The organism is Herbidospora mongoliensis (assembly GCF_001570545.1).
Lineage (GTDB): Bacteria > Actinomycetota > Actinomycetes > Streptosporangiales > Streptosporangiaceae > Herbidospora > Herbidospora mongoliensis.
This window is the reverse complement of sequence record NZ_BBXD01000021.1, coordinates 189,368-210,747: the sequence shown is the minus strand read 5'-3', so window position 1 is coordinate 210,747 and position 21,380 is coordinate 189,368. Positions and strand designations below refer to the sequence as shown.

Below are 21,380 nucleotides of genomic sequence, written 5' to 3'. Positions count from 1 at the left end.
TGAAGCTTGACCCGGTGAGGCTCCGTGAGCCCGCCGCGTGGCTGCTCATGGCGGCCGCGGCGACGACCGTTCTGGTCGCGGTGTTCCGGCTCTTCTTCAGCGGGTCCTCGTCGGCCGGTGGCACGACCGAGTTCGGCATGCGCGCGATCTCGGGGCTGACCACGCTCACCTCCCCGGTCAACACCGCCCTCGCGGTCGGTGCGGTTCTCCTCTGTACGAAGCTCGGCGCGCCCACCCCCAAGAGCCGCCTCATCACCTTCGGCGCCGCCGGAACCCTCGCCCTGGCCGCGCTCGTCGGCGCGATCAGCCTGCTCGGCGTGCTCTTCAACGGGCTCGGCTTCGGCGACAAGCTCCGCTACCTGCTGCCCGGCGTGCCCACCTTCGCGCTCACCCTGCTGGCGCTGGGCTATCTGCTGACCATGGTGTCCCCGATGCCGGCACGCGGGGCCAAGCCGAAGAAGTCACGGCGCCTGGCCGCGGTCCCCGCGGTCATCCCGTTCCCCCAGACGGGCGACGCGCAACCCGTCCAGAACTATCCGGCGGAGCCGGACTACTCGCCCTACCCGCAGGGCCCGGTCTTCGACCAGAACGGCTACGCCGGCCAGCAGGTGGTCGAGGAGACCCCGCCGCAGCCGGTGGTCGCGGTCGCGCCGCAGGGCGAGCGCTACTCCTACCCCGAACCGGTCTACAGAGACGACGCCCCGGCCGCCTGGGACTCCTCGCCGTTCTCCGGCTACTCGGGCCCGCAGTTCGCCCGGGAGGCGGGCTACGAGGCGCCGCCTCGCCGTCCCGCCATCGAGACGCCCTTCGACAGCTCCGTCCGCGAAGTGGCCTTCGGGGGCCAGGAGCGCGAGGCGGGCTACGAAAGTTCTGTCCGTGATTCGGGCTACGAAGCACCGGCCCGGGATGCGGCTTTCGAGACCCCGGCCCGTGAGACGGCGTATGAACCCCCCGTTCGGGAAAGTTCCGTCCGCGACTCGGTCTACGACACCCCGGCCTACGAGCCCCCGGCGCGGGACCTGCCCGCCCGCGAGAGCAGCTATGAAAGTTCCGTCCGTGATTCGGTCTACGGAGCACCGGCCCGCGAGACGACCTATGAGGGATCGCGCCGCGATTCGGTGTACGGCGCCCCCACGCCGCCGCCCCCCGTCTACGGCTCCGCCTACGAGCCGGGCTACGAGGGCGACATAGGAGACATAAGGGAACAGCAGCTCGCCCAGGCCTACCAGCAGGCCCAGAGCTACCAGCAGCAGCCGGCCGGCTACCGCCACAGCAACCCCTTCGGCTACTCCCAGGCCGCGCCCCCGTCGCAGCCGCTGTCGCAGCCGCAGCCCTTGTCACAGCCGCAGGCGCTGCCCCTGCCGCCAACCCCCGCCCCGGTCCAGCCGCAGCGCTACCACGGCGACCCCCTCAGCGACCCGCTCCGGGCCGAAGACCTCATCGACCCCATCGATCCGGTCGCCATCTACCGTCCGGCAAAGAACGCGGATGGTCTTCCTGCCGATCCGGCATCGACGGATTCGGACGTCACCGCTCGTTGGTACAGTCCGGACCGCCGGGAGCGCTGAGCTCAGACGAGGGCGACAAGACCTGCCCTTTCCCCCGGTATCCCCATGGCGCTTGACGGGGCACGACTTACACGCGTGTAATTACAGCCATGTTGTTACGCCTTCTCCGAGGTGGGTAAGGGGAGGGCGTCCATAGGGGGGCACCAACTTTCGGGGTTGGTGACGGGCGGGCGACAGGGAGGTGTGCCGTGACTGAACTGGTCATCGCACAGGCGCTCGACGGTGAAGATCTGGGTTGGCAGGAGCGGGCATTGTGCGCTCAGACCGACCCGGAGGCGTTCTTTCCAGAAAAGGGCGGCTCCACCCGAGAGGCGAAGAAGGTGTGCCGTGCGTGTGAAGTACGCGCGGAGTGCCTTGAGTACGCATTGGAACACGACGAACGATTCGGCATCTGGGGTGGGCTGTCGGAGCGCGAGCGCCGACGCATGAAGCGCCAGGCCGTTTGACGGATTAGCAGGAACGACACGCGGGGGTCACGGTTGTGGCCTCCGCTTGTCATTTGGGTCAGGGGGTAGGGCGGCGTGCCGTAGTGTTGGCGCGCAAAAGCCGCAGATACCCCCAAGGATCCCCGTGCACTCGGTCACCGCGATCGTGGTCGCCCATGATGGTTCCCGCTGGTTGCGGGACACCCTCCGGGCTGTGCTCGCACAGACCCGGTCGATCGACCGGGGCGTAGGGGTCGACAACGGCAGCCGCGACGACAGCGGCGCCCTGCTGGGCGAGGCGTTCGGCAAACACAGCGTGGTGCACATGCCGCGCAGCAGCGGCTTCGCCGAGGCGGTGCACGAAGTCGTCCGGCGACTACCGGCGACGCCCGGGATCACCGAGTGGCTGTGGGTGATCCACGACGACTGCGCGCCCGACACCCGGGCGCTGGAGCTCCTGCTACAGGCCGCCGACGAATATCCCGAGACCGGCATCCTCGGTCCGAAACTCCGTGACTGGCTCGACCGGAAGCTGCTGCTGGAGGTCGGCGTCACGGTCGCCCGCTCCGGGCGCCGGGAGACCGGGCTGGAGGCCCGCGAGTACGACCAGGGCCAGCACGACGCCGAACCCCGAGGGGTGCGCGACGTGCTGGCGGTGTCGACGGCCGGGATGCTGATCCGCCGCGACGTCTGGGACGAGATCGGCGGGCTCGACGCCAAGCTTCCGCTGTTCCGCGACGACCTCGACTTCTGCTGGCGGGCCCGCGCGGCCGGGCACCGGGTGCTCGCGGTCACCGGCGCGGTCGCCTGGCACGCCGAGGCGTCGTCGAAACGGCGCCGCCGGATCGCGGCCAGCGACGACCACCCCCGGCGGCTCGCCCGGCGCTATTCGCTGTTCGTCCTGATGGCGAACCTGCCGTTCTGGACCATGGTGTGGTCGCTGGCCCGCAACACGGTCGGGTCGCTGATCCGCACGTTCCTTTTCCTGGTCGCCAAGCAGCCCGCGCACGCCGTCGACGAGCTCGCCGCGATCGGCTCCCTGCTGCTGCATCCGCTGCGGCTGCGCCGGGCCAGGAAGGCGCGCAAAGCCAGCAGGGCCGGATATGCGCTGGTCAAGCCCATGTTCAGCCCGCCGACCCTGGCGTTCCGGCGGGTCTGGGAGATGGTCCAGAACCAGCTGTCGGGCAGCGGGCCGATGGACTCGGCGGGGCGGCACCACGCCGTCCACCTGCCGGGGGCCGAAGAGGGCGACGAACTGCTCACCGACGACGACGGGTTCCTGCGGCGGGCGTTCGCCAGCCCGGGTGTGCGGCTGTTCGTGCTGCTCACGGCGGTCGCCATCGCGGCCGAACGCGACCTGCTGTCCGGCGGGACACCGGGTGGATTCCTGGGCGGCGGCGCGCTGGTGCCGGTCGCCGGGGGCGCGTCCGACCTGTGGGCGCTCTACACCGGCGAGTGGGCGCCGCCCTACGTCGCGGTGCTGGCCGTGCTGTCGACGATCACCTTCGGCAAGACCTGGCTGGCGGTGTCGATCCTGCTGCTGGCCTGTGTGCCGCTGTCGGGGCTGAGCGCCTACCTGGCGACCAAGAGCTTCGTCGGCTACCGGCCCGCCCGGGTGTGGCTGGCGGCCACCTACGCGCTGCTTCCGGTGGCGACCGGGGTGGTGGCGGCCGGGCGGATCGGCTCGGCGGTGGTGTTCATCCTGCTGCCGGTCTACGCCTCACTCGCCACCAAGGTGCTCGCCGACACCCACAAGCCGGCCCGCCGCGCGGCCTGGGGGCTCGGCCTGCTGCTGGCCGTCGGAACCGCGTTCGCCCCTCTTCTGTACGTCTTCGTCGCCGTCCTCGGCCTGCTCGCCGCCCTGTCGTTCGGGGGAGTGCGCCGGGGGGTCGGCGGGAACCTGCTGATCTCGCTGGGCGCCCCGCTGATCCTGCTCGGCCCCTGGCTGGCCACGATCGTCGAAGACCCGGTCCGCATCCTGCGGGAGGCCGGGCTGCCGATGACGTCCTCACCGACGCTGGCGCCGGAGGCGCTGCTCACCCTGAACCCGGGCGGGCCAGGCGCGCCGCCGATCTGGGTCACCGCCGGGCTGCTCGCGGTCGCCCTGGGAGCGCTGCTGCTGCGCCGCCACCAGTTCATCGTGGCCGTCGGATGGGGTGTGGCGATCGTCGGCGTGCTGGCCGCGACCGTGGTCAGCCGCCTGTCGACCTGGCCGGGGGTGCCGCTGGCCTTCGCCGCGACCGGGCTGCTGGTGTCGACCGCGCTGGCCGCCCACCGGGTCGCCGAGTTCCGCCAGGCCGGCGGGTTCCGGCGGGTGGGCGCGGCCCTGATCGTGCTGGTCGCCTTCGCCACCCCGGTCGCCGCCGCGACCCTATGGATCATGGACGAGGCGGGCGGCCCGCTCCAGCGTGACGTCAGGTCGCCGCTTCCGGCCATCGCCGAGGCCTACTCCAAGCCCGGCGAGGGGACGCTGCTGCTCCGTACCGCCGCCAGTGGTTCCGGCGGCGGGCTCAGCTACACGGTCATGCGCGGGCGCATCCCGGTGATCGGCGAGTCGGAACGGGCCGCCTACGGCTCCGCGTTCACCGACGCGGTGGCCGGCCTCGCCTCCGGGCGGGGCGGCACCGACGCGGGGAGCCTGGCCGCCCAGGGGATCGCGTTCGTCAGCGTGCCCGGCCCCGTCGACCCGTCGATCAGGCGGGCCCTCGACTCCGACCCGGCCGTGGCCCGGGTCACCCTCACGGATCGGGCCGGACTCTGGCGGATGACCGGCACGGTCACCCCCGACCCCGGCCCGGCCGACGACGCCTGGCACCGCTACTGGCTGTACGGCCAGGGCGCCCTCGTCGTGATCGTGCTGCTCCTGTCGGCGCCGGGAGCGCGCACCGCCGAGCCCGACGCGCCCGAGGAGATCCCCGCGGAGCGGGAGCGGGTGGCGGTGTGAGGCGGCTCATCGAGAACCGGTTCGGCATGCTGGCCCTGGTGCTGATCGCCCTGGTCGCCGTCTACGGCGTCGCGTACGCCACCCGCCCGGCCCCCGTCGCCCCCGTGAAGGCCGAACCGGTGAAGACGCCCATCGCGGCCGTCTCCACGGTCTGTCCCGACCCCGGCGGCGCCATGGTCACCGCCGTCACCCCGCCGAACGCCGGAGGGGGCCAGACCCTCATCGAAGACGGCGGCAAGCCGGTCACCATGGACGAGCCCGGCAAGCTCTGGCAGAAGACCCTGCCCGCCGGCACCGACCCGGTCCAGGTGCACGCCACCGGCGCGATGGCCACGGGCCTTGAGGCCGCCCAGACCCGGCGCGCCCTGTCGGGCGAGGCCAGGGGTCTGTCGGGGGTGCGCTGCGTCGACCCGGGCGCGGACGCCTGGTTCGTCGGGCCGGGCCCGGCGGCCGGTGACATCAGGCTCCACCTGGCCAACGTCGAGTCGGCCCCGGCCGACGTGGCGCTCGTCGTCTACTCGGGCGAGGGCCAGGTCATCGCCGAGCGGGCGAACGGCCTGATCCTCAAGCCGGGCGAGCACCGTACCGTCGACCTCAAGAAGGTCGCCCCGTCGCCGCTGATCATGGCCCTGAACGTGTCGACCGGCCGGGGCAGGGTCGCGGCCGCCGTCGAGGCGACCACGCCCGAGGGCGTCGACTGGCTCCCGCAGACCACCGAACCCGCCAAGCGCGTCGTGGTGCCGGGCGTGCCGGGCAGCGCCGGACGCCGCGAGCTCTACGTCGCCGCCCCCGGCGACCAGGACGCCGTCGTCCAGATCAAGGCCGTGCTGAAGGACGGCTCCTACGCCCTGGAGAACCGCGAGGACGTCGAGGTGCCCGCCGGTTCTGTCGTCACCGTCGACCTGTCGACCGGGGTGACCGGCCAGCCCGCCGCGATCGTGCTGACCTCGGAGATCCCCGTGGTCGCCGGGCTGAAGATCGTCGGCACCGGGAGCAGGACCGACGTCGCCTACACCGCCGGGGCGCCCTCGATCGACCTCGGCAGCGTCGTCGCCGACGCCCGGTCGACCAAGGCCGTCACCTCACGCCTGATCCTCAGCGCGCCGGACAAGGCCGCCGCCGTCACCGTGACGCTGCTGCCGCGCGAGGGGGAGGCGCCGGCGCCGATCGAGGTGGAGATCCCGGCGCAACGTACCAAAGAGATCATTCTGAAGGGATCGGCCAAGGGCTTCAGCGTGGTCGTCACGCCGAAGCCGGGCTCCGGCCCCGTCTACGGCGGCCGGGTGATGGAGGAGCGGACCTCCGGCGGCCAGTTCGTCACCGCGCAGCCGCTGGCCGTGGCCCGCACCTGGACGCTCGTGCCGAAGGCCGGCGAAGCGCCCTCGATCGTTCTGCCGCCCTATTCGTCGTAGCCGGGGTCGACCTGTTCGGGGGTGAGCCCCAGGAGCGTGGAGACCTGCTCGACGACCACGGTGTGCACCAGGGCCGCCAGGCTCTCGCGGTCGCGGGCGCGGGCCTCCAGCGGGCGCCGGTAGACCACGACCATCGCCGGCTCGCCGCGCACCGAGGGTTCGGCCCGGCCGAACGGGATCGGGTCGGAGGTCAGCCGCGCCGGTCCGTCGATGAGCTCGGCGACCGGGGGCACCTCCTCGACGCCGAAGTCGACCGACGCGAGCTCCTTGGACCACCGGACGCGCAGCCGGTCGACGGCGTCGAGCACGAGGTCGTCGAACCGCTCGCCACGCGACTTGGCGATCGGCACGTGAGGGGGCGCCAGCGGCCCCCGCATGCCCCGTCCGTGGCGGTCCCGCCGTCGAGGAGTCATCAGGTCAGCTTAGAGGTCCCGGCCCGTGTCCGGATTGTGGCGACACGCTCGTTAAGAGGGGCGGGGTGGTGGCATTGTGCGGGCCAACCGGATACGGTCCCTCCGTGAGCCCCGTCCGCAGCTGTTCCCGTACCGCCTGCAGGCAGCCTGCCGTCTTCACACTCACGTACGTTTACGCCGACTCGACCGCGGTTCTTGGCCCCCTGGCGACGTACGTCGAGCCGCACTGCTATGACCTGTGCGCGGAGCACGCAGAGCGGCTCACCGCGCCCCGAGGCTGGGAGGTCGTCCGGCTGCCCTACGAGCCGGGTGCCCCTTCCGGCGACGACCTCGAAGCCCTGGCCAACGCCGTCCGCGAGGCGGCCCGTCCGGCGCCCGCGCCGGGCGAACCGACGGGGCAGGCCGTGGAAGTCGGCCGCCGGGGTCACCTCCGGGTCCTGAAGTCCAATCGCGACCGCTGAAGGCGCGCGCCCCACTAGGCTGCGAATCCTAGGGATCTGCGACATATAGGGGCGGAATTGGGCGACATCGCCAAGATCTTCAAGGCGTATGACGTTCGGGGTGTCGTACCGGACGAGTTCGATGAGGAGATCGCCGAGGCCGTCGGAGCGGCCTTCGCGGAGGTGGTGGGAGGCGATCGCATCGTGATCGCCCATGACATGCGGGAGTCCTCCGTCCCGCTGGCTGAGGCCTTCGCGCGCGGCGCGACCTCCCGGGGCGCCGACGTGATCAACGCCGGGCTGGGCTCCACCGACCTGCTCTACTACGCCAGCGGCAGCCTCGACCTGCCGGGCGTCATGTTCACCGCCAGCCACAACCCGGCGCAGTACAACGGCATGAAGATGTGCCGGGCCGGGGCGATTCCCATCGGGTCCGAGACCGGCATGCTCGAGATCCGCGACCGCGCGTCCGGGCTGCTCGGGGCGTCGGTGTCCGACCCGACCGGCTCCGTCACCACGCAAGACATGCTGACGGGCTACTCCGACCACCTGAAGTCGCTCGTCGACCTGTCGGCCATCCGGCCGCTGAAGGTCGTCGTCGACGCCGGCAACGGCATGGGCGGGCACACCGTGCCCGAGGTGTTCGCCGGGCTGCCGATCGACCTCGTGCCGCTCTTCTTCGAGCTCGACGGCTCGTTCCCCAACCACGAGGCCAACCCGATCGAGCCGGCCAACCTGGTCGACCTGCAACGAGCGGTTCTGGAGCACGGCGCCGACATCGGCATCGCTTTCGACGGCGACGCCGACCGCTGCTGGGTGATCGACGAGAAGGGTGGCTCGGTCTCCCCGTCGACGATCACCGCGCTGGTGGCCGCCCGCGAGCTGGCCAAGCACCCCGGGGCCACGATCATCCACAACCTGATCACCTCGCGCGGCGTCCCCGAGATCATCAAGGAGAGCGGCGGGGTGCCGGTCCGCACCCGCGTCGGCCACTCCTTCATCAAGGCCGAGATGGCCCGCGCGGGCGCCGTCTTCGGCGGTGAGCACTCGGCCCACTACTACTTCCGCGACTTCTGGTACGCCGACTCGGGCATGCTGGCCGCCCTCCATGTGCTGGCCGCCCTCGGCGAGCAGGACCGCCCGTTGTCGGAGGTGCTGGCCGCCTACGCGCGCTACGCCGCCTCCGGCGAGATCAACAGCACGGTGGCCGACCAGGCCGCCGCGACCGCCAAGGTCCGCGAGGTCTTCGGGTCCCGCGAGGGTGTTACCTTCGATGAGCTGGACGGCCTGACCGTCACCGGTCCGACCTGGTGGTTCAACCTGCGCCCGTCCAACACCGAACCGCTGCTCCGGCTCAACGCCGAGGGCGACGACGAGGTGACCATGGCGGCCGTGCGCGACGACGTTCTGAGAGAGGTTCGAGGGGTTTGAAGATCGACGACTGGCTGCTGGAGATCCTGGCCTGCCCGGCGTGCAAGTCCCCGCTCCGGGCCGAGGCCGACGAGCTGGCCTGCACCTCCGAGAGCTGCGGCCTGGTCTACCCGGTCCGCGACGACATTCCCGTGCTGCTGGTCGACGAGGCACGGAAGGCATGATCTGGGAGCCTGAGCTGCTCGACGACCAGGGCCACCTGGTCGCGGCCGATCCCTCGGGCATGCTTCCCGCCGTCGCCTCGGCGGCCGCCCACATCCGCACCGGGCGCCGGCTGGCCACCGAGGCGGGCGTGGCGGCGGTGGCCGCCGAAGGGCGCCCCCGGGCGATCGTGACGCTCGGCATGGGCGTCAGCGGCGTCGCAGGGGAGATCCTCAAGGCGATCTGCGGCAACGGAGCACCGATCCCCGTCACGACCGCGAGCGGTCACCGGCTGCCCGGCTGGATCGGTGCCAACGACCTGGTGTTCGCCGTGTCCGCCTCAGGGTCCACCGAGGAGACCCTCGGCCTGGCCTGGGAGGCGGCCCGGCGCGGCTGCGGCCTCGTCGGGGTCGGCCGCCCCGGCTCGCCGCTCCAGTCGCTCTGCACGCAGCGCGGGGCGCCGTTCGTCCCGGTCGAGACCGGGAGCGGGCACGCCCGCGCCGCGCTGTGGGCGCTGACGGTCCCGCTCATCGTGGCGGCGTCGTCGCTGGGTCTGGCCGACGTCCCCGAGCCGGTGTACGAAGCCACCGCCACCCTGCTGGAAGACGTCGCCCACCGGTGCCGTCCGTCGAGCGACACGTTCATCAACCCCGGCAAGACGCTGGCGATGGAGCTGGCCGAGTCGGTGCCGATGGTGTGGGGCTCCTCGGCGCTGGCGATCGTCGCCGCCCGCCGGCTGGTCCACCAGCTCTACGAGAACGCCAAATACCCGGCGATCTTCGGCGAGCTGCCCGAGGCGGCCCACAACCAGGTGGCCGCCTTCGACGGCCCGCTCGCCGAGCGGGACATCTTCGCCGACGCGCAGAGCCGTCAGCTGCGGCTGTTCGTGCTCCGCGACATCGACGAAGACGAGCGCGAGGTCCGCACCCGCAGCACCACGGTCCGGCTGGCCGAGAACCGTGACGTGCGGGTGTCCGAGCTGATGGCCGAGGGGCGACACCCGCTTGAACGGCTGGCGACGCTGATCGGGCTGGCCGACTTCGCGAGCGTCTATCTGGCACTTGGTTATGGAATCGATCCCACTCCTGTCAGCGCGGTCCGGGAAATGAAGGCCAGAATTGCCCATTAAGATCTTCCCGGCCGAAATCCTAGGAGTGTCATCGTGAGCGCCAGTGGCGGAACGAAGGCGATCGTCGCGGCGTTGGTCGCCAACTTGTCGATCGCCGTGGCGAAGTTCGTCGCCTTCCTTTTCACCGGATCGTCGTCCATGATCGCCGAGGCGGTCCACTCGGTGGCCGACTCGGGCAACCAGGCGTTGCTGCTGCTGGGCGGCAAGCGCGCCGCCCGCGAGCGCACCGAGCAGCACCCGTTCGGCTACGGCCGGGAGCGCTACTTCTACTCGTTCGTGGTGGCGGTCGTGCTGTTCACGATCGGCGCGCTGTTCTCGCTCTACGAGGGCATCCACAAGATCCAGGCGCCCGAGGCCCTCACCACCCCGCAGTGGGCGTTCGGCGTGCTGATCTTCGCGATCATCGCCGAGGCGTTCTCGTTCCGCACCGCCATCAAGGAGTCGCTGCCGCACAAGGGCAACCTGACGTGGTGGCAGTTCATCCGCCGGTCGAAGTCGCCCGAACTGCCCGTCATCGTGCTCGAAGACCTCGGCGCGCTGCTCGGCCTGATCTTCGCCCTCTTCGGCGTGACCATGGCCGTCGTCACCGGCGAGCCCATCTGGGACGGCATCGGCACGATCATGATCGGTGTCCTGCTCGGCGCCATCGCGATCATCCTGGCGATCGAGACAAAGTCGCTTCTGATCGGTGAGAGCGCCGGCCCCGAGGTCGACGCGCAGATCCGCGAGGCACTGGAGAGCGCGCCCGAGGTGACCCGGGTCATCCACATGCGCACCCTCCACGTGGGCCCGGAAGAGCTGCTCGTGGCCGCCAAGATCGCGGTCCAGCACGACGACACCGCCGCCGAGGTGGCCCGGGGCATCGACGAGGCCGAGCAGCGCATCCGCGCGGCCGTGCCGATCGCCCGGATCATCTACCTCGAACCGGCCATCGAGTCGTCGACCCCCTCAGCGCCCGCGCAGCAGGCGTAGCGCCTTCTCCTTCTCGAAGTCCAGCGCCCTGCGGGGCGCCTGGATGCGCCCGATCCGCACGCCCAGGTCTCTCACGGCCTGGGCGACGGCGGGTTCCGACAGCGCCCGCAGCGCGAAGGCGAGCTCGCCGGGCGCGACGTCGAACCGCTTCTCCAGTGACAGCGCCTGGGTGACGGCGGCGAGCTCCTCCTCGCCGAACCGGCGGTGGGAACCCTGGTCGCGAACCGGGGGAAGCAGCCCGAGGGCCTCCCGATATCGCAGCATTCTGGGCGACATTCCGAGCCTCGCGGCGGCCTCCGTGATGCGCATGAACCTATTCTCACATTCTTGTGTCAGGTTCCGCCTCTTGATGGGGTCTCTGACCGCCGGTCGCCCCTAAAGTGGCAGAGGACGCTACGAGAGGGGACACCCCAAGATGGACTTCAAGGTCGCCGACCTGTCACTCGCAGACTTCGGTCGCAAGGAGATCCGGCTCGCCGAGCACGAGATGCCCGGCCTGATGGCGACGCGCAAGGAGTTCGCCGCTTCTCAGCCGCTCCGGGGCGCGAAGATCATGGGCTCGCTGCACATGACCATTCAGACCGCCGTCCTGATCGAGACGCTGGTCGCGCTCGGCGCCGATGTGCGCTGGGTCTCGTGCAACATCTTCTCCACCCAGGACCACGCCGCCGCCGCCGTCGCGGTCGGCCCCGAGGGCACCGTCGAGGAGCCCAAGGGCATCCCCGTGTTCGCCTGGAAGGGCGAGACGCTCGACGAGTACTGGTGGTGCACCGACCAGGCGCTCCAGTGGCCCGACGGCTCGGGCCCGAACATGATCCTCGACGACGGTGGCGACGCCACCCTGCTCGTCCACAAGGGCGCCGAGTTCGAGAAGGCCGGCGGAGTCGTGCCGACCGCGTCCGAGGACGACCCCGAGGAGTGGGGCATCATCCTCGACCTGCTCCGCCGCACGGTCAACGACGACCAGCGCTGGACCAAGACCGCCGAGGCGATCAAGGGTGTCACCGAGGAGACCACCACCGGTGTCCACCGCCTCTACGAGATGTTCAACAACGGCCAGCTGCTCTTCCCGGCCATCAACGTGAACGACTCGGTCACCAAGTCGAAGTTCGACAACAAGTACGGCTGCCGCCACTCGGTGATCGACGGTCTCAACCGCGCCACCGACGTGCTGATCGGCGGCAAGGTGGCCGTGGTCGCCGGCTACGGCGACGTCGGCAAGGGCTGCGCCGACGCGCTGCGCGGCCAGGGCGCCCGCGTCATCGTGACCGAGATCGACCCCATCTGCGCCCTCCAGGCCGCGATGGACGGCTTCCAGGTCACCACCCTGGAGGAGGTCGTCGGCATCGCCGACATCTTCGTCACCACGACCGGCAACTTCAGCATCATCACCGCCGACCACATGGCGCAGATGAAGCACAACGCGATCGTGTCCAACATCGGTCACTTCGACAACGAGATCGACATGGCCGGTCTGGCCCGCGTCCCGGGCATCGAGAAGGAAGAGGTCAAGCCCCAGGTCCACACCTGGCGCTGGCCCGACGGCAAGCAGATCATCCTGCTCGCCGAGGGTCGCCTGATGAACCTGGGCTGCGCCACCGGCCACCCCTCGTTCGTCATGTCGAACTCCTTCACCAACCAGGTGATCGCGCAGATCGAGCTGTTCACCAAGACCGAGCAGTACCCGATCGGCGTCTACGTGCTGCCCAAGCACCTCGACGAGAAGGTCGCTCGCCTGCACCTCGACGCGCTCGGCGTGAAGCTGACCACGCTGTCGAAGAAGCAGGCCGAATACATCGGCGTCGACGTCGAGGGTCCCTACAAGCCCGACCACTACCGTTACTGATCATGGACTACTCGCTGTCCGAGGCCGGTGAGCGCCGGATCGGGTGGGCATCGCGCGCCATGCCGGTGCTCACCGCGATCGGCGCGGGTTTCGGCGGCGACCGCCCGCTCGACGGGCTGAAGGTCGCCGCCTGTCTCCACGTCACGGCCGAGACGGCGGTGCTGATGGGGGCGCTACGGGCGGGCGGCGCGGAGATCGCGCTGGCCGCCTCCAACCCCCTATCGACACAGGACGACGTCGCCGCCGCCCTGGCCGACTACGGCATCGCCGTGCACGCCAGGGCGGGGGTCGACCGCGACACCTACTACCGGCACATCCACCGGGCGCTGGACATCGGGCCCGACATCGTCCTCGACGACGGCTGCGACCTGGTCAACATCCTGCACACCGAACGCTCCGACCTGATCGTCAAGGGCGGCTGCGAGGAGACCACGACCGGGATCATCCGGCTGCGCCAGATGGCCGCCGAGGGTGCGCTCAAGTTCCCGATGGTGGCGGTGAACGACACCCGTACGAAACGGATGTTCGACAACCGCTACGGCACCGGCCAGTCGACGATGGACGGCATCATGCGGGCCACCAACACCCTGCTCGCGGGCCGGACCGTCGTGGTGGCCGGGTTCGGCTACTGCGGCCGGGGCGTGGCCGAGCGGGCCAAGGGGCTGGGCGCGCGGGTCGTGGTGACCGAGATCGACCCGGTGAAGGCGCTCGACGCCTCACTCCACGGCTACGGCGTGGCCACGATGGCCGAGGCGGCCCAGATCGGCGACGTGTTCGTGACGGTCACCGGGAACCGTGACGTGATCAGAGCCGAACACCTGGCTCTCATGAAGGACGGCGCCATATTGGCCAACGCGGGCCACTTCGACGTCGAGATCGACGTGCGCGCCCTGGAGTCGATGGCCGACGAGGTCCACTACCAGGTGCGGCCCAACACCGACGAGTTCGTGGTGAACGGCCGGCGGCTGCTGCTCCTGGCCGAGGGGCGTCTGGTGAACCTGGCGGCGGCCGAGGGCCATCCGGCGGCGGTGATGGACATGTCGTTCTCCGCCCAGGCGCTCGCGGTGGCGTGGCTGGCGGCCGAACACGCCTCGCTCAAGCCGGGGGTCTACGACGTGCCCGACGGGATCGACGCGCGGGTGGCGGGGCTGAAGCTGGCCGCGGCCGGGATCACCATCGATGGGCTTACTTCCGACCAAGAGGCATATCTTCACTCTTGGCGCACAGGATCGTGACAATTTCCGTACAAACGGATGTATTACCCCATGGCTACCCCAGGGTTGTCGTACTACGGTCATAGCACTCGGCTCGTTCAAGGCCAGTCACCTGAGCCGAGATGACGGGCGGGTACGACCGGTTCGCCTCTCCCTCTGCGCGCCGGACGTACCCGCCCAACCCCACTGCAGGCGTGCCCCATGCCTGCGTTCGTCACAACTGCCCCTGGCGTCTTCCGCTAAACCTCGCGATCTCGCGGCGGCGGCGTTCGGCCAGCACGGCGGCCAGGTAGGCGTAGGGCGGAACCCCTGGTGGGGGCGGCGGTTGCACCCGGGCGGAGACCTGCGAGGCGATCCGGTAACCCATCTGGTCGGCGGCGACCGGTGAGAGCTGCGGCAGGCGGGTCAGATACTGCCGCGCCACCGTGGCCAGGTCGTCGGTGAGCCCGGTCAGCTCCAGCGTGGCGGCCCAGGCGGCGAGCTGCGGCGGCATCTCGGGCGGCGGGCCGAAGTCCTTCGGCGCGCGCTCGGAGATGACGATCGTGCCGCCGAACAGGTCGCCCAGGCGCTTGCCCTTCTGATTGATCAAAGAGCAGATCACCGCCGGGGCGCCGGTCAGCATGTAGATCTCGACGACGGCCGTCAGGCCGCGGAAGAACGCCTGCCGGAACCGCTCGGGCCCGCCGTCGTCGGAGACCACCCGCAGGCCGAGGGCCATCTTGCCGAGGCTGCGGCCGCGCGACAGGCTCTCGAAGATCACCGGGTAGCCGACCACGACCGCGACGATGGAGACGATGACCAGCGCGGTGGCCAGCGACTCGTCGATGTCGCCGGTGGCGAAGGCGATCAGCAGCAGCGCCGCGATCAGCAGCACGATCTGCACGACGAGATCGAGCAGGAACGCGACCACCCGGATCGGCAGCTGCGCGAGCGGCACGTCGAGCGCCACGGCGTCGCCGGTCACGAGGTCAGGGCGTGGCACTTCGGACATGTCCCGACCCTACTAGGCTCGCGATCGTGGACATCGACGCCTTCCGAGCCGCCCACCAGCCCACCTGGGACCGGCTCGACGACCTGGTGAAGCGGCGGCGCAAGCTGACCGGGCCCGAGGTCGACGAACTGGTCGAGCTCTACCAGCGGGTGTCCACCCACCTGTCCATCGTCCGCTCGGCGTCCCGTGACGGCGTGCTGACCGGCCGGCTGTCGGCCCTGGTCGCCCGGTCGCGGTCGGCCGTCACCGGCGCCCACGCGCCCGCCTGGCGGGAGTTCCTCCGGTTCTGGACGGTCGCGTTCCCCGTGGTCTGCTACCGGTCGTGGCGGTGGTGGCTGGGTGCGGCGGTGGCGTCGGCGATCGTCGCCGTGGCCGTGGGGATGTGGGTGGCCGGCAACCCCGAGGTGCGGGCCGCGATGGGCACCCCCGCGGAGATCAAGCAGCTGGTCGAGCACGACTTCGCCGACTACTACAGCGAGAACCCCGCCGGGTCGTTCGCCGCGCACGTGTGGGTGAACAACGCGTGGGTGGCGGCCCAGTGCATCGCCTCGTCGGTGATCGGGGGCGTGCTCATTCCGTACATCCTCTATCAGAACGCCGCGAACGTCGGGCTGATCGGCGGCATCATGATCGACTCGGGCCGGGGCGACGTGTTCTTCGGGCTGATCACGCCCCACGGGCTGCTGGAGCTCACTGCGGTCTTCCTGGCCGCCGGGGCGGGCATGCGGGTCGGCTGGTCGCTGATCGCGCCGGGGCCGCGCCCCCGCGCGCAGGTGCTGGCCGAACAGGGCCGCGCGGTGGTCGCGGTGGTGCTCGGGCTCGCGGTGGTGCTGCTGATCTCGGGCCTCATCGAGGCCCTCGTCACCCCGTCGCCGCTGCCGACCTGGGCCCGCATCACGATCGGCGCCGCCGCCGAGATCCTTTTCCTGCTGTACGTGGTCATTTACGGCCGCCGGGCCGCGCGAGCCGGCGAGACGGGCGACATCACCGACGCCCCCGACGTCGTGCCGACGGCCTGAAGGTCGCCCATGCGTCGAGACCGGCACCGGGTCGGCCTGGAGCTGCTGACGAAACGGGCCTTGCCTGATCCGCGCCGGTGCGGAGTTCTCAGAGCCGGCCGGCGGCCTTCAGGTTCAGATAGGCGTCGGCCAGCGCCGAGGCCAGGTCTTCCGGTAGCGCGTCGACGACCTCGGCGCCGTGGCGGCGCAGCCGCGCGGTCACCTGACGGCGTTCGACCCGCTGGCGTTCGGCCGCCGCCGCGTCGAACACCTCGTCGGCGCCGTCCCGCCCGGCCGCCAGCGCGGCCACCCGGGGGTCGGCCACGGCCGCCAGCAGCACCAGGTGCCGGGACGCCAGCTGCGGGAGCAGGGGGAGCAGGCCCTCGTCCAGCGCGGTCGCGTTCAGGTCGGTCAGCACGACCACCAGGCTGCGCCGCCGCACCCGGGCCAGCACGGCGGCCACCATCCCGTGGGCGTCGGCCTCCACGAGCTCCGGCTCCAGCGGCGCCATCGCGGTCACCAGGCCGGGCAGCAGATCGCCCCGGCCGCCACCGGTCACCTGAGCTCTGACCGTGCGGTCGTAGGCGAGGAAGTCGACCCGGTCGCCGGCCCGCGCGCAGAGGGCGGCCAGCAGCAGGGCGGCGTCCATGCCCCAGTCGAGCCGGGGCCAGCCGCTCGGATCGCCCGACGAGGGGTCGACGCCGACCCTCCCGGCCGAGGTCCGGCCGGTGTCGAGCACGATCAGCACCCGCCGGTCACGCTCCGGCCGCCAGGTCCGCACCACGACGTCGGCCCGGCGCGCGGTGGCCCGCCAGTCGATGGACCGGACGTCGTCGCCGACGACGTACTCCCGCAGCGAGTCGAACTCGGTGCCCTGACCCCGGATCTGGACGGGGTTGAGCCCGTCGATGGCCCGCAGCCGCGCCAGCTTGGCGGGCAGGTGACGCCGCGACAGGAACGGCGGCAGCACCCTGATCCGGCCGTCGACCTGATGGGAGCCCTGCCGGGCGGCCACCCCCAGCGGCCCCAGCGCCCGGACCGTCACCCCCGCGGCCGTGAAGTCGCCCCTGCGGAGCGGACGCAGCGTCGTGGTCACCCGGCGTCGTTCCCCGGCCGGGATGTCGACGTCGTGCTCTCTGGGGCCCGGACGGGTGCTCGGCGGCCACGCGTCCCGCAGCAGGCCGTGTACCCGCCGGCCGCCCGGATTGGCCACCAGCAGGGTGACCTCGGCGGTCTCCCCGAGTCGTACCCGCAGGTCGTCGGAGCGCTCGAACCGCAGCGCCCGCACGCTCCCCGCCAGCACCAGGTCGATCACGATCGCCGCCGCGATCACCGAGACGACCAGCCAGAACGCGACGGCGGGCGCGGGCGCGGCGAGCACGATCAGCGCCCCCGCGACCGCGAGCAGCGCGGCCCGCCCGGTCAGCGCCATCAGCGCGGCACGGGGACGGACGCCAGGATGCCGTCGAGCACCCCGTCGGCGGTCGCGCCCTCCAGCTCGGCCTCCGGCCGCAACTGCACCCGGTGCCGCAGCGCGGGCCGGGCCAATGCCTTCACGTCGTCGGGCGTCACGTAGTCGCGCCCCGACAGCCAGCCCCAGGCGCGGGCCGCCGCCAGCAGCGCGGTCGCGCCACGGGGGGAGACGCCGAGCTGCAGCGACGGCGACTGCCGGGTGGCGCGGGCCAGGTCGACGATGTAGGCGAGCACCTCGGGCGACACGTGGGTCTCGGCGACCGCCGCCCGGCCCGCCGCGAGATCGGCGGCGCTGGCCACCTGCTTCACATGGGACAGATCGCGCGGATCGAACCCGTCGGCGTGCCGCCGCAGCACGGCGATCTCGTCGTCGCGCCCCGGCAGCGGCACGGTCAGCTTCAGCATGAACCGGTCGAGCTGCGCCTCGGGGAGCTGGTAGGTCCCCTCGTACTCCACCGGGTTCTGGGTCGCCGCCACGATGAACGGATCGGGCAGCGGCCGGGGCTTCCCGTCGACGCTGACCTGGCGTTCCTCCATGGCCTCCAGCAGCGAGGCCTGGGTCTTCGGCGGCGTGCGGTTGATCTCGTCGGCCAGCAGCAGGTTGGTGAAGACCGGCCCGGCCCTGAACTCGAACTCGGCGGTACGCGCGTCGTAGATGAGCGAGCCCGTCACGTCGCCCGGCATCAGGTCGGGGGTGAACTGCACCCGCTTGAAGTCGACCGACAGCGCCGCCGCGAGGGTCCGCACCAGCAGCGTCTTGGCCACACCCGGCACGCCTTCGAGCAGCACGTGGCCCCGGCACAGCAGGGCGATCACCAGGCCGGAGACGACCGCGTCCTGCCCCACCACGGCCTTCGCGACCTCCGCCCGGAGCGCGGCCAGCGCCTCCCTGGCGGCGTCAGGCGTCGTCACGACTCTCGCACCTGCCTGTTCGCGGTCTTCGCACCAAGCGTGGCCAGCGCGGCGTCAGGTGTGGTCACGACTCTCGTACCTGCCTTTCGATCATGTCGAGGTCGCGCGCTAGCGCGACCAGAGCGGCGTCACCTGCGGGGGTGTCGCCGAAGAGGACCTGGCGGACCTGCCCGCCATCCTGCCCGGTCCGGGCGGCCACCGCCGTAACGATCTCGTCGGTCCCGGCCGTCGCGGTGAGCCCGAGCCGGGGTGTCAGCCGGGCCAGCGCGGCCTCGCGCAGCGCGAGGGCGGCCCGGTCGCGGGCGGCGCGGGCGCGATAGAGGCGGCCCCGCCCCTCGACGGTCTCGGCGGCCCGGACGACCACCGGCAGCCGCTCCTCGACCACCGGGCCGAGACGGCGGCCCCGCCACAGGGCGGTGAGCAGCACCGCCACGATCAGCGCCCAGACGAACCAGCCGACATTGGCCGGCATCAGCTCGTCGATCGACTTCTGGCCGCCTTCTGGCACCCCGAGCGGGAACCGGGGCGCGAACCAGGTGACCCGCTGGTGGGTGCCCGCCAGGTTCATCGCCAGCGCCGCGTTGCCGTTCTCCGCCAGTTTTCCGTTGGTCATGAACGTCCCCGACCCGACCAGGGTGACGTCGCCGGCGACGGCGACCTTGGCGCCGTAACAGGTCGCGTCGGCGAAGGAGGGGCCGCCGAGGAAGGCGTCCCCGGCCAGCACGGCCGCCTTCAGAGCGCAGCCGGGTTCCCGGACCGTCTCCGGAGAGGCGGTGCGGATGGTCACGCCGGGCGCCAGCGCCGTCAGCACCGGCTCCGTCGGCCCGATCAGCAGACGGGCGCCCGCCCGCCCGGCGAGCTCGGCCAGCGCGGCGTCGTCGGCCAGGAACTCGGGCCGGGCCACCACCAGCAGCGACCCCGGGGCCTGCTCGACGGCGTCGTCGAACGTCGTCACCTGGTTCACCTCGACGCCCTGGCCGCGCAGCAGCTCAGCCAGTGCGCGGGCGCCCTGGGGACTGGTCGCCTCGATGTCGAGCGGCCCACCGTTGCGGGCCCCGCTGCCCAGCACGACCAGCGCGGCGACGATCACGATCAGGCCGAGCGCGCCCAGCACGCCGCGCCACGACCGCCACCGCTCGGTGATCGTCGGGGTGACGGACGTCATCGCAGCGTCACATTCTCGCGCCGGACCGCTACATCCAGCTCGGTCAGGGCGGCGTACGACTCCGGGGTGCCCGGACGATCGCCGTAGGTGACGTCGGCGAAGATCCGGGCACCCTGGCTGAGGTCGCCGGCGAGCGCCGGCAGCGCCTGGCCCGCCTCGGCGGCCAGCTCGGTGGCGGTGCGTCCCGGCATGGGTTCCACGATCGTGCGTTCCTCCAGCTCACGGGCGATGGCCCGCAGACGCTCCCGGATCGCCTGGGCCCACTCTCCGGCCGCGGCGTGGCGTTCGGCGAGGACCCGGTGTTCGGCGGCCCCCAGCCGGGTCTCCCCGAACAGGCCGCCACCCGCCTGCCGCCCGGCGCCGGACGCCTTGCGGGCCGCCCGGATCAGCGCGAACGCGATGACGGCCAGGATCAGCACGAGCACCAGCAGGGTCAGCCAGCCGCCGGGCACACCCGAGGCGCGGTTGATCAGGTCCTGGATGAACTGCCAGATCCGGTCGAGCAGCAGGTCGGCCCACGACGGCTTCGGATAGGCGGGGTCGGCGAGCTCACGGAGGGCGGCCTCCCGCGCGGCCCCGCGGCCGATCTCGACCGGGACGTCTAGGGCCATGGGTTGCGCTGGCGCCACAGGTTCTCGTGGTCGGTGCCGGGGGCGCCCTGCTGGCGCTCCACGGCCTCGGTCTGGAGAACCAGGTCGAACGCCTCGGCGCGCATGCGGCGGTCGGCGTACAGGAGCGTGGTGACCGCGGCGGTGAAGGGGTTGGTGATGGTGCCGGCGATGATGGCGCCGACACCGCCGAGGATGGCGGCGATGTAGAACTGCGTGCCGTCGACCGGGGCGTTCGGGTCGCCGAGCGAGGTGAACAGCGTGAACGGCGCCGACACCGCCGTGGCGACCAGGCCGGCCACGACCGCGGTCAGCAGCAGGATGCCGAAGACCCGCCAGAAGTCACCCTTGACCAGCCGGAACGATCGGCTCATCGCGGTGCCGACGCCGATGCCCTCCAGCACGATCGCCGAGCTCGCCATGCTCAGCTTGGTGTAGAAGAACACCGCGAAGCAGGTGCCGCCGATGAACAGGATGAAGCCCAGGAGCACCGAGGCCCCGGTCGGCAGGCCGGCGGCGAGCAGCGCGAACAGCAGGCCGACCGGCACCAGGAAGACGCCGAACACGATCGCCGCCTGCAGCAGCGCCAGCCCGATCAGCGGCAGAACCCGGCCCTTCGCCAGGTCCCAGGCCGCGCCGATCGTGATCTTCTCGCCGAAGACGGCCCGGCCGACGATCCCCGTGAGCATCCCGGTCAGCACGACGATGGCGATGGCGGACACGACCGAACCCAGCAGCGTGCTGCCCAGGAATGTCGCCACGGAGCTGAAGACGACCTCGGGGTTGTCCCTTATCGACTCGGGACTGAGCGCCGCGATGTCGGCGATGGCGCCGAACGCGGGCAGCTGGATCGCCAGCGTGATGATCTGCGAGACCGTCACCACCAGCGCCGACAGCCCGAGCGTCGCCTTCGGGTTGGCCCGGATGACCGCCACCGCGCCGTTGTAGAGGTCGCCCAGTTGCAGCGGCCGGAGCGGGATGATCCCGGGCTTGAGCACCGGGGCGCCGTAGTGGTTGCCGGGCGGCGGGTAGTAGCCACCGCCGGGCGGGGGAGGAGGAGGCGGATAGGAGCCGGGGGCGTTGGGGGCGGCCCAGGGACCGGGCGCGCCGTATGCGGGCGGTTGCGTGGGGGACCAGCCGGGAGGCGGCTGCTCACGATCGCCGGGGCCGTCTGTCATGTCGCAATCCTGGCATGATGCGCGCCCCGCCGCAGGGCGGCATGAAGCACACTTGGAACGTGGCCTGTTCTTGGGATTCTCGTTACGGTAGCGGCACGCTCAGCTATTTGGGCCTAAACT

General features: G+C 71.5%; 20 protein-coding genes. 12 read left to right on the top strand and 8 right to left on the bottom strand.

Going from position 1 to position 21,380, the window contains the following annotated elements; genetic code table 11:
• Positions 1 to 14 precede the first annotated feature (14 nt).
• The 4 genes from AW272_RS31600 to AW272_RS31585 all read left to right on the top strand — a co-directional run bounded on the left by AW272_RS31600 (position 15) and on the right by AW272_RS31585 (position 6,349).
• Entirely contained in the window at positions 15 to 1,568 is a 1,554-nt protein-coding gene (locus AW272_RS31600) for a hypothetical protein (protein ID WP_157518922.1), read from the top strand.
• Between the two features lie 188 nt (positions 1,569 to 1,756).
• Positions 1,757 to 2,014 carry a WhiB family transcriptional regulator gene (locus AW272_RS31595; protein ID WP_030451269.1) on the top strand — a complete coding sequence of 86 codons (258 nt, stop codon included), beginning with the start codon at positions 1,757 to 1,759 and terminating at the stop codon, positions 2,012 to 2,014.
• 124 nt (positions 2,015 to 2,138) lie between these two features.
• Positions 2,139 to 4,937 carry a glycosyltransferase family 2 protein gene (locus tag AW272_RS31590; protein WP_157518920.1) on the top strand — a complete coding sequence of 933 codons (2,799 nt, stop codon included), beginning with the start codon at positions 2,139 to 2,141 and terminating at the stop codon, positions 4,935 to 4,937.
• Positions 4,934 to 6,349 (top strand): DUF5719 family protein, encoded by a 1,416-nt coding sequence (locus AW272_RS31585; RefSeq protein WP_066372982.1) that lies wholly within the window; start codon positions 4,934 to 4,936, stop codon positions 6,347 to 6,349. The genes AW272_RS31590 and AW272_RS31585 overlap by 4 nt, the downstream gene beginning before the upstream one ends.
• Here the strand turns inward: AW272_RS31585 and AW272_RS31580 are convergent.
• Positions 6,337 to 6,762 carry a metallopeptidase family protein gene (locus AW272_RS31580; RefSeq protein WP_066372981.1) on the bottom strand — a complete coding sequence of 142 codons (426 nt, stop codon included), beginning with the start codon at positions 6,760 to 6,762 and terminating at the stop codon, positions 6,337 to 6,339. The genes AW272_RS31585 and AW272_RS31580 overlap by 13 nt on opposite strands.
• 104 nt (positions 6,763 to 6,866) lie before the next feature.
• Here AW272_RS31580 and AW272_RS31575 point away from each other — a divergent pair, with 104 nt between their 5' ends.
• The 5 genes from AW272_RS31575 to AW272_RS31560 are packed head-to-tail and all read left to right on the top strand — an operon-like array spanning position 6,867 to position 10,875.
• Positions 6,867 to 7,223, top strand: coding sequence for a DUF3499 domain-containing protein (locus AW272_RS31575; RefSeq protein WP_030451265.1), 357 nt, complete (start codon positions 6,867 to 6,869; stop codon positions 7,221 to 7,223).
• Between the two features lie 57 nt (positions 7,224 to 7,280).
• Complete coding sequence (locus tag AW272_RS31570; protein WP_066372979.1) at positions 7,281 to 8,633, top strand: phosphomannomutase/phosphoglucomutase; 1,353 nt, start codon at positions 7,281 to 7,283, stop codon at positions 8,631 to 8,633.
• Positions 8,630 to 8,797 (top strand): Trm112 family protein, encoded by a 168-nt coding sequence (locus AW272_RS41245; RefSeq protein WP_083958892.1) that lies wholly within the window; start codon positions 8,630 to 8,632, stop codon positions 8,795 to 8,797. Before AW272_RS31570 ends, AW272_RS41245 begins: the two co-directional genes overlap by 4 nt.
• A complete protein-coding gene (locus AW272_RS31565; RefSeq protein ID WP_066372978.1) occupies positions 8,794 to 9,903 on the top strand; it encodes an SIS domain-containing protein in 1,110 nt (369 codons plus the stop codon). Before AW272_RS41245 ends, AW272_RS31565 begins: the two co-directional genes overlap by 4 nt.
• A 33-nt stretch (positions 9,904 to 9,936) precedes the next feature.
• Positions 9,937 to 10,875, top strand: coding sequence for a cation diffusion facilitator family transporter (locus AW272_RS31560; RefSeq protein ID WP_066372977.1), 939 nt, complete (start codon positions 9,937 to 9,939; stop codon positions 10,873 to 10,875).
• Here the strand turns inward: AW272_RS31560 and AW272_RS31555 are convergent.
• Positions 10,852 to 11,184, bottom strand: a complete 333-nt coding sequence (locus AW272_RS31555) for a MerR family transcriptional regulator (protein WP_066372976.1) — start codon at positions 11,182 to 11,184, stop codon at positions 10,852 to 10,854. The two genes, AW272_RS31560 and AW272_RS31555, sit on opposite strands and share 24 nt — an antisense overlap.
• Before the next feature lie 106 nt (positions 11,185 to 11,290).
• Here AW272_RS31555 and ahcY point away from each other — a divergent pair, with 106 nt between their 5' ends.
• Both ahcY and AW272_RS31545 read left to right on the top strand, forming a co-directional pair.
• The gene (gene ahcY, locus AW272_RS31550) at positions 11,291 to 12,721 is read left to right on the top strand and encodes an adenosylhomocysteinase (RefSeq protein WP_066372974.1); all 1,431 of its coding nucleotides are present in this window, start codon (positions 11,291 to 11,293) and stop codon (positions 12,719 to 12,721) included.
• 2 nt (positions 12,722 to 12,723) lie between these two features.
• Entirely contained in the window at positions 12,724 to 13,956 is a 1,233-nt protein-coding gene (locus tag AW272_RS31545; protein WP_066372972.1) for an adenosylhomocysteinase, read from the top strand.
• 193 nt (positions 13,957 to 14,149) lie between these two features.
• Here AW272_RS31545 and AW272_RS31540 read toward each other — a convergent pair whose 3' ends face one another.
• Positions 14,150 to 14,926 carry an RDD family protein gene (locus tag AW272_RS31540; protein ID WP_083958890.1) on the bottom strand — a complete coding sequence of 259 codons (777 nt, stop codon included), beginning with the start codon at positions 14,924 to 14,926 and terminating at the stop codon, positions 14,150 to 14,152.
• Positions 14,927 to 14,952: 26 nt separating this feature from the next.
• Between AW272_RS31540 and AW272_RS31535 the strand changes: the two genes are divergently transcribed.
• A complete protein-coding gene (locus AW272_RS31535; protein WP_066372967.1) occupies positions 14,953 to 15,945 on the top strand; it encodes a stage II sporulation protein M in 993 nt (330 codons plus the stop codon).
• A gap of 88 nt (positions 15,946 to 16,033) precedes the next feature.
• On the opposite strand, the gene AW272_RS31530 is transcribed toward AW272_RS31535, so the two are convergent.
• The 5 genes from AW272_RS31530 to AW272_RS31510 form a co-directional block, all read right to left on the bottom strand.
• Positions 16,034 to 17,356 carry a DUF58 domain-containing protein gene (locus tag AW272_RS31530; RefSeq protein WP_066372965.1) on the bottom strand — a complete coding sequence of 441 codons (1,323 nt, stop codon included), beginning with the start codon at positions 17,354 to 17,356 and terminating at the stop codon, positions 16,034 to 16,036.
• Positions 17,356 to 18,309 (bottom strand): AAA family ATPase, encoded by a 954-nt coding sequence (locus tag AW272_RS31525; protein ID WP_066372964.1) that lies wholly within the window; start codon positions 18,307 to 18,309, stop codon positions 17,356 to 17,358. The genes AW272_RS31530 and AW272_RS31525 overlap by 1 nt, the downstream gene beginning before the upstream one ends.
• A 64-nt stretch (positions 18,310 to 18,373) precedes the next feature.
• Positions 18,374 to 19,474: a DUF4350 domain-containing protein gene (locus tag AW272_RS31520; protein WP_066372963.1), complete on the bottom strand. Its 1,101-nt coding sequence runs from the start codon at positions 19,472 to 19,474 to the stop codon at positions 18,374 to 18,376.
• On the bottom strand, positions 19,471 to 20,085 hold the full coding sequence (locus tag AW272_RS31515) for a DUF4129 domain-containing protein (RefSeq protein WP_066372961.1): 615 nt from the start codon (positions 20,083 to 20,085) through the stop codon (positions 19,471 to 19,473). Before AW272_RS31515 ends, AW272_RS31520 begins: the two co-directional genes overlap by 4 nt.
• Positions 20,076 to 21,260, bottom strand: a complete 1,185-nt coding sequence (locus AW272_RS31510; RefSeq protein ID WP_066372959.1) for a DUF7847 domain-containing protein — start codon at positions 21,258 to 21,260, stop codon at positions 20,076 to 20,078. Before AW272_RS31510 ends, AW272_RS31515 begins: the two co-directional genes overlap by 10 nt.
• Positions 21,261 to 21,380: the final 120 nt, after the last annotated feature.

Excerpts from the sequence above, each read along its gene's own strand:
- AW272_RS31580 (WP_066372981.1), bottom strand. The coding sequence starts at position 6,762 with ATGACTCCTCGACGGCGGGACCGCCACGGACGGGGCATGCGGGGGCCG.
- AW272_RS31565 (WP_066372978.1), top strand. The coding sequence starts at position 8,794 with ATGATCTGGGAGCCTGAGCTGCTCGACGACCAGGGCCACCTGGTCGCG.
- AW272_RS31555 (WP_066372976.1), bottom strand. The coding sequence starts at position 11,184 with ATGCGCATCACGGAGGCCGCCGCGAGGCTCGGAATGTCGCCCAGAATG.
- ahcY (WP_066372974.1), top strand. The coding sequence starts at position 11,291 with ATGGACTTCAAGGTCGCCGACCTGTCACTCGCAGACTTCGGTCGCAAG.
- AW272_RS31545 (WP_066372972.1), top strand. The coding sequence starts at position 12,724 with ATGGACTACTCGCTGTCCGAGGCCGGTGAGCGCCGGATCGGGTGGGCA.
- AW272_RS31540 (WP_083958890.1), bottom strand. The coding sequence starts at position 14,926 with ATGTCCGAAGTGCCACGCCCTGACCTCGTGACCGGCGACGCCGTGGCG.
- AW272_RS31530 (WP_066372965.1), bottom strand. The coding sequence starts at position 17,356 with ATGGCGCTGACCGGGCGGGCCGCGCTGCTCGCGGTCGCGGGGGCGCTG.
- AW272_RS31520 (WP_066372963.1), bottom strand. The coding sequence starts at position 19,474 with ATGACGTCCGTCACCCCGACGATCACCGAGCGGTGGCGGTCGTGGCGC.
- AW272_RS31515 (WP_066372961.1), bottom strand. The coding sequence starts at position 20,085 with ATGGCCCTAGACGTCCCGGTCGAGATCGGCCGCGGGGCCGCGCGGGAG.
- AW272_RS31510 (WP_066372959.1), bottom strand. The coding sequence starts at position 21,260 with ATGACAGACGGCCCCGGCGATCGTGAGCAGCCGCCTCCCGGCTGGTCC.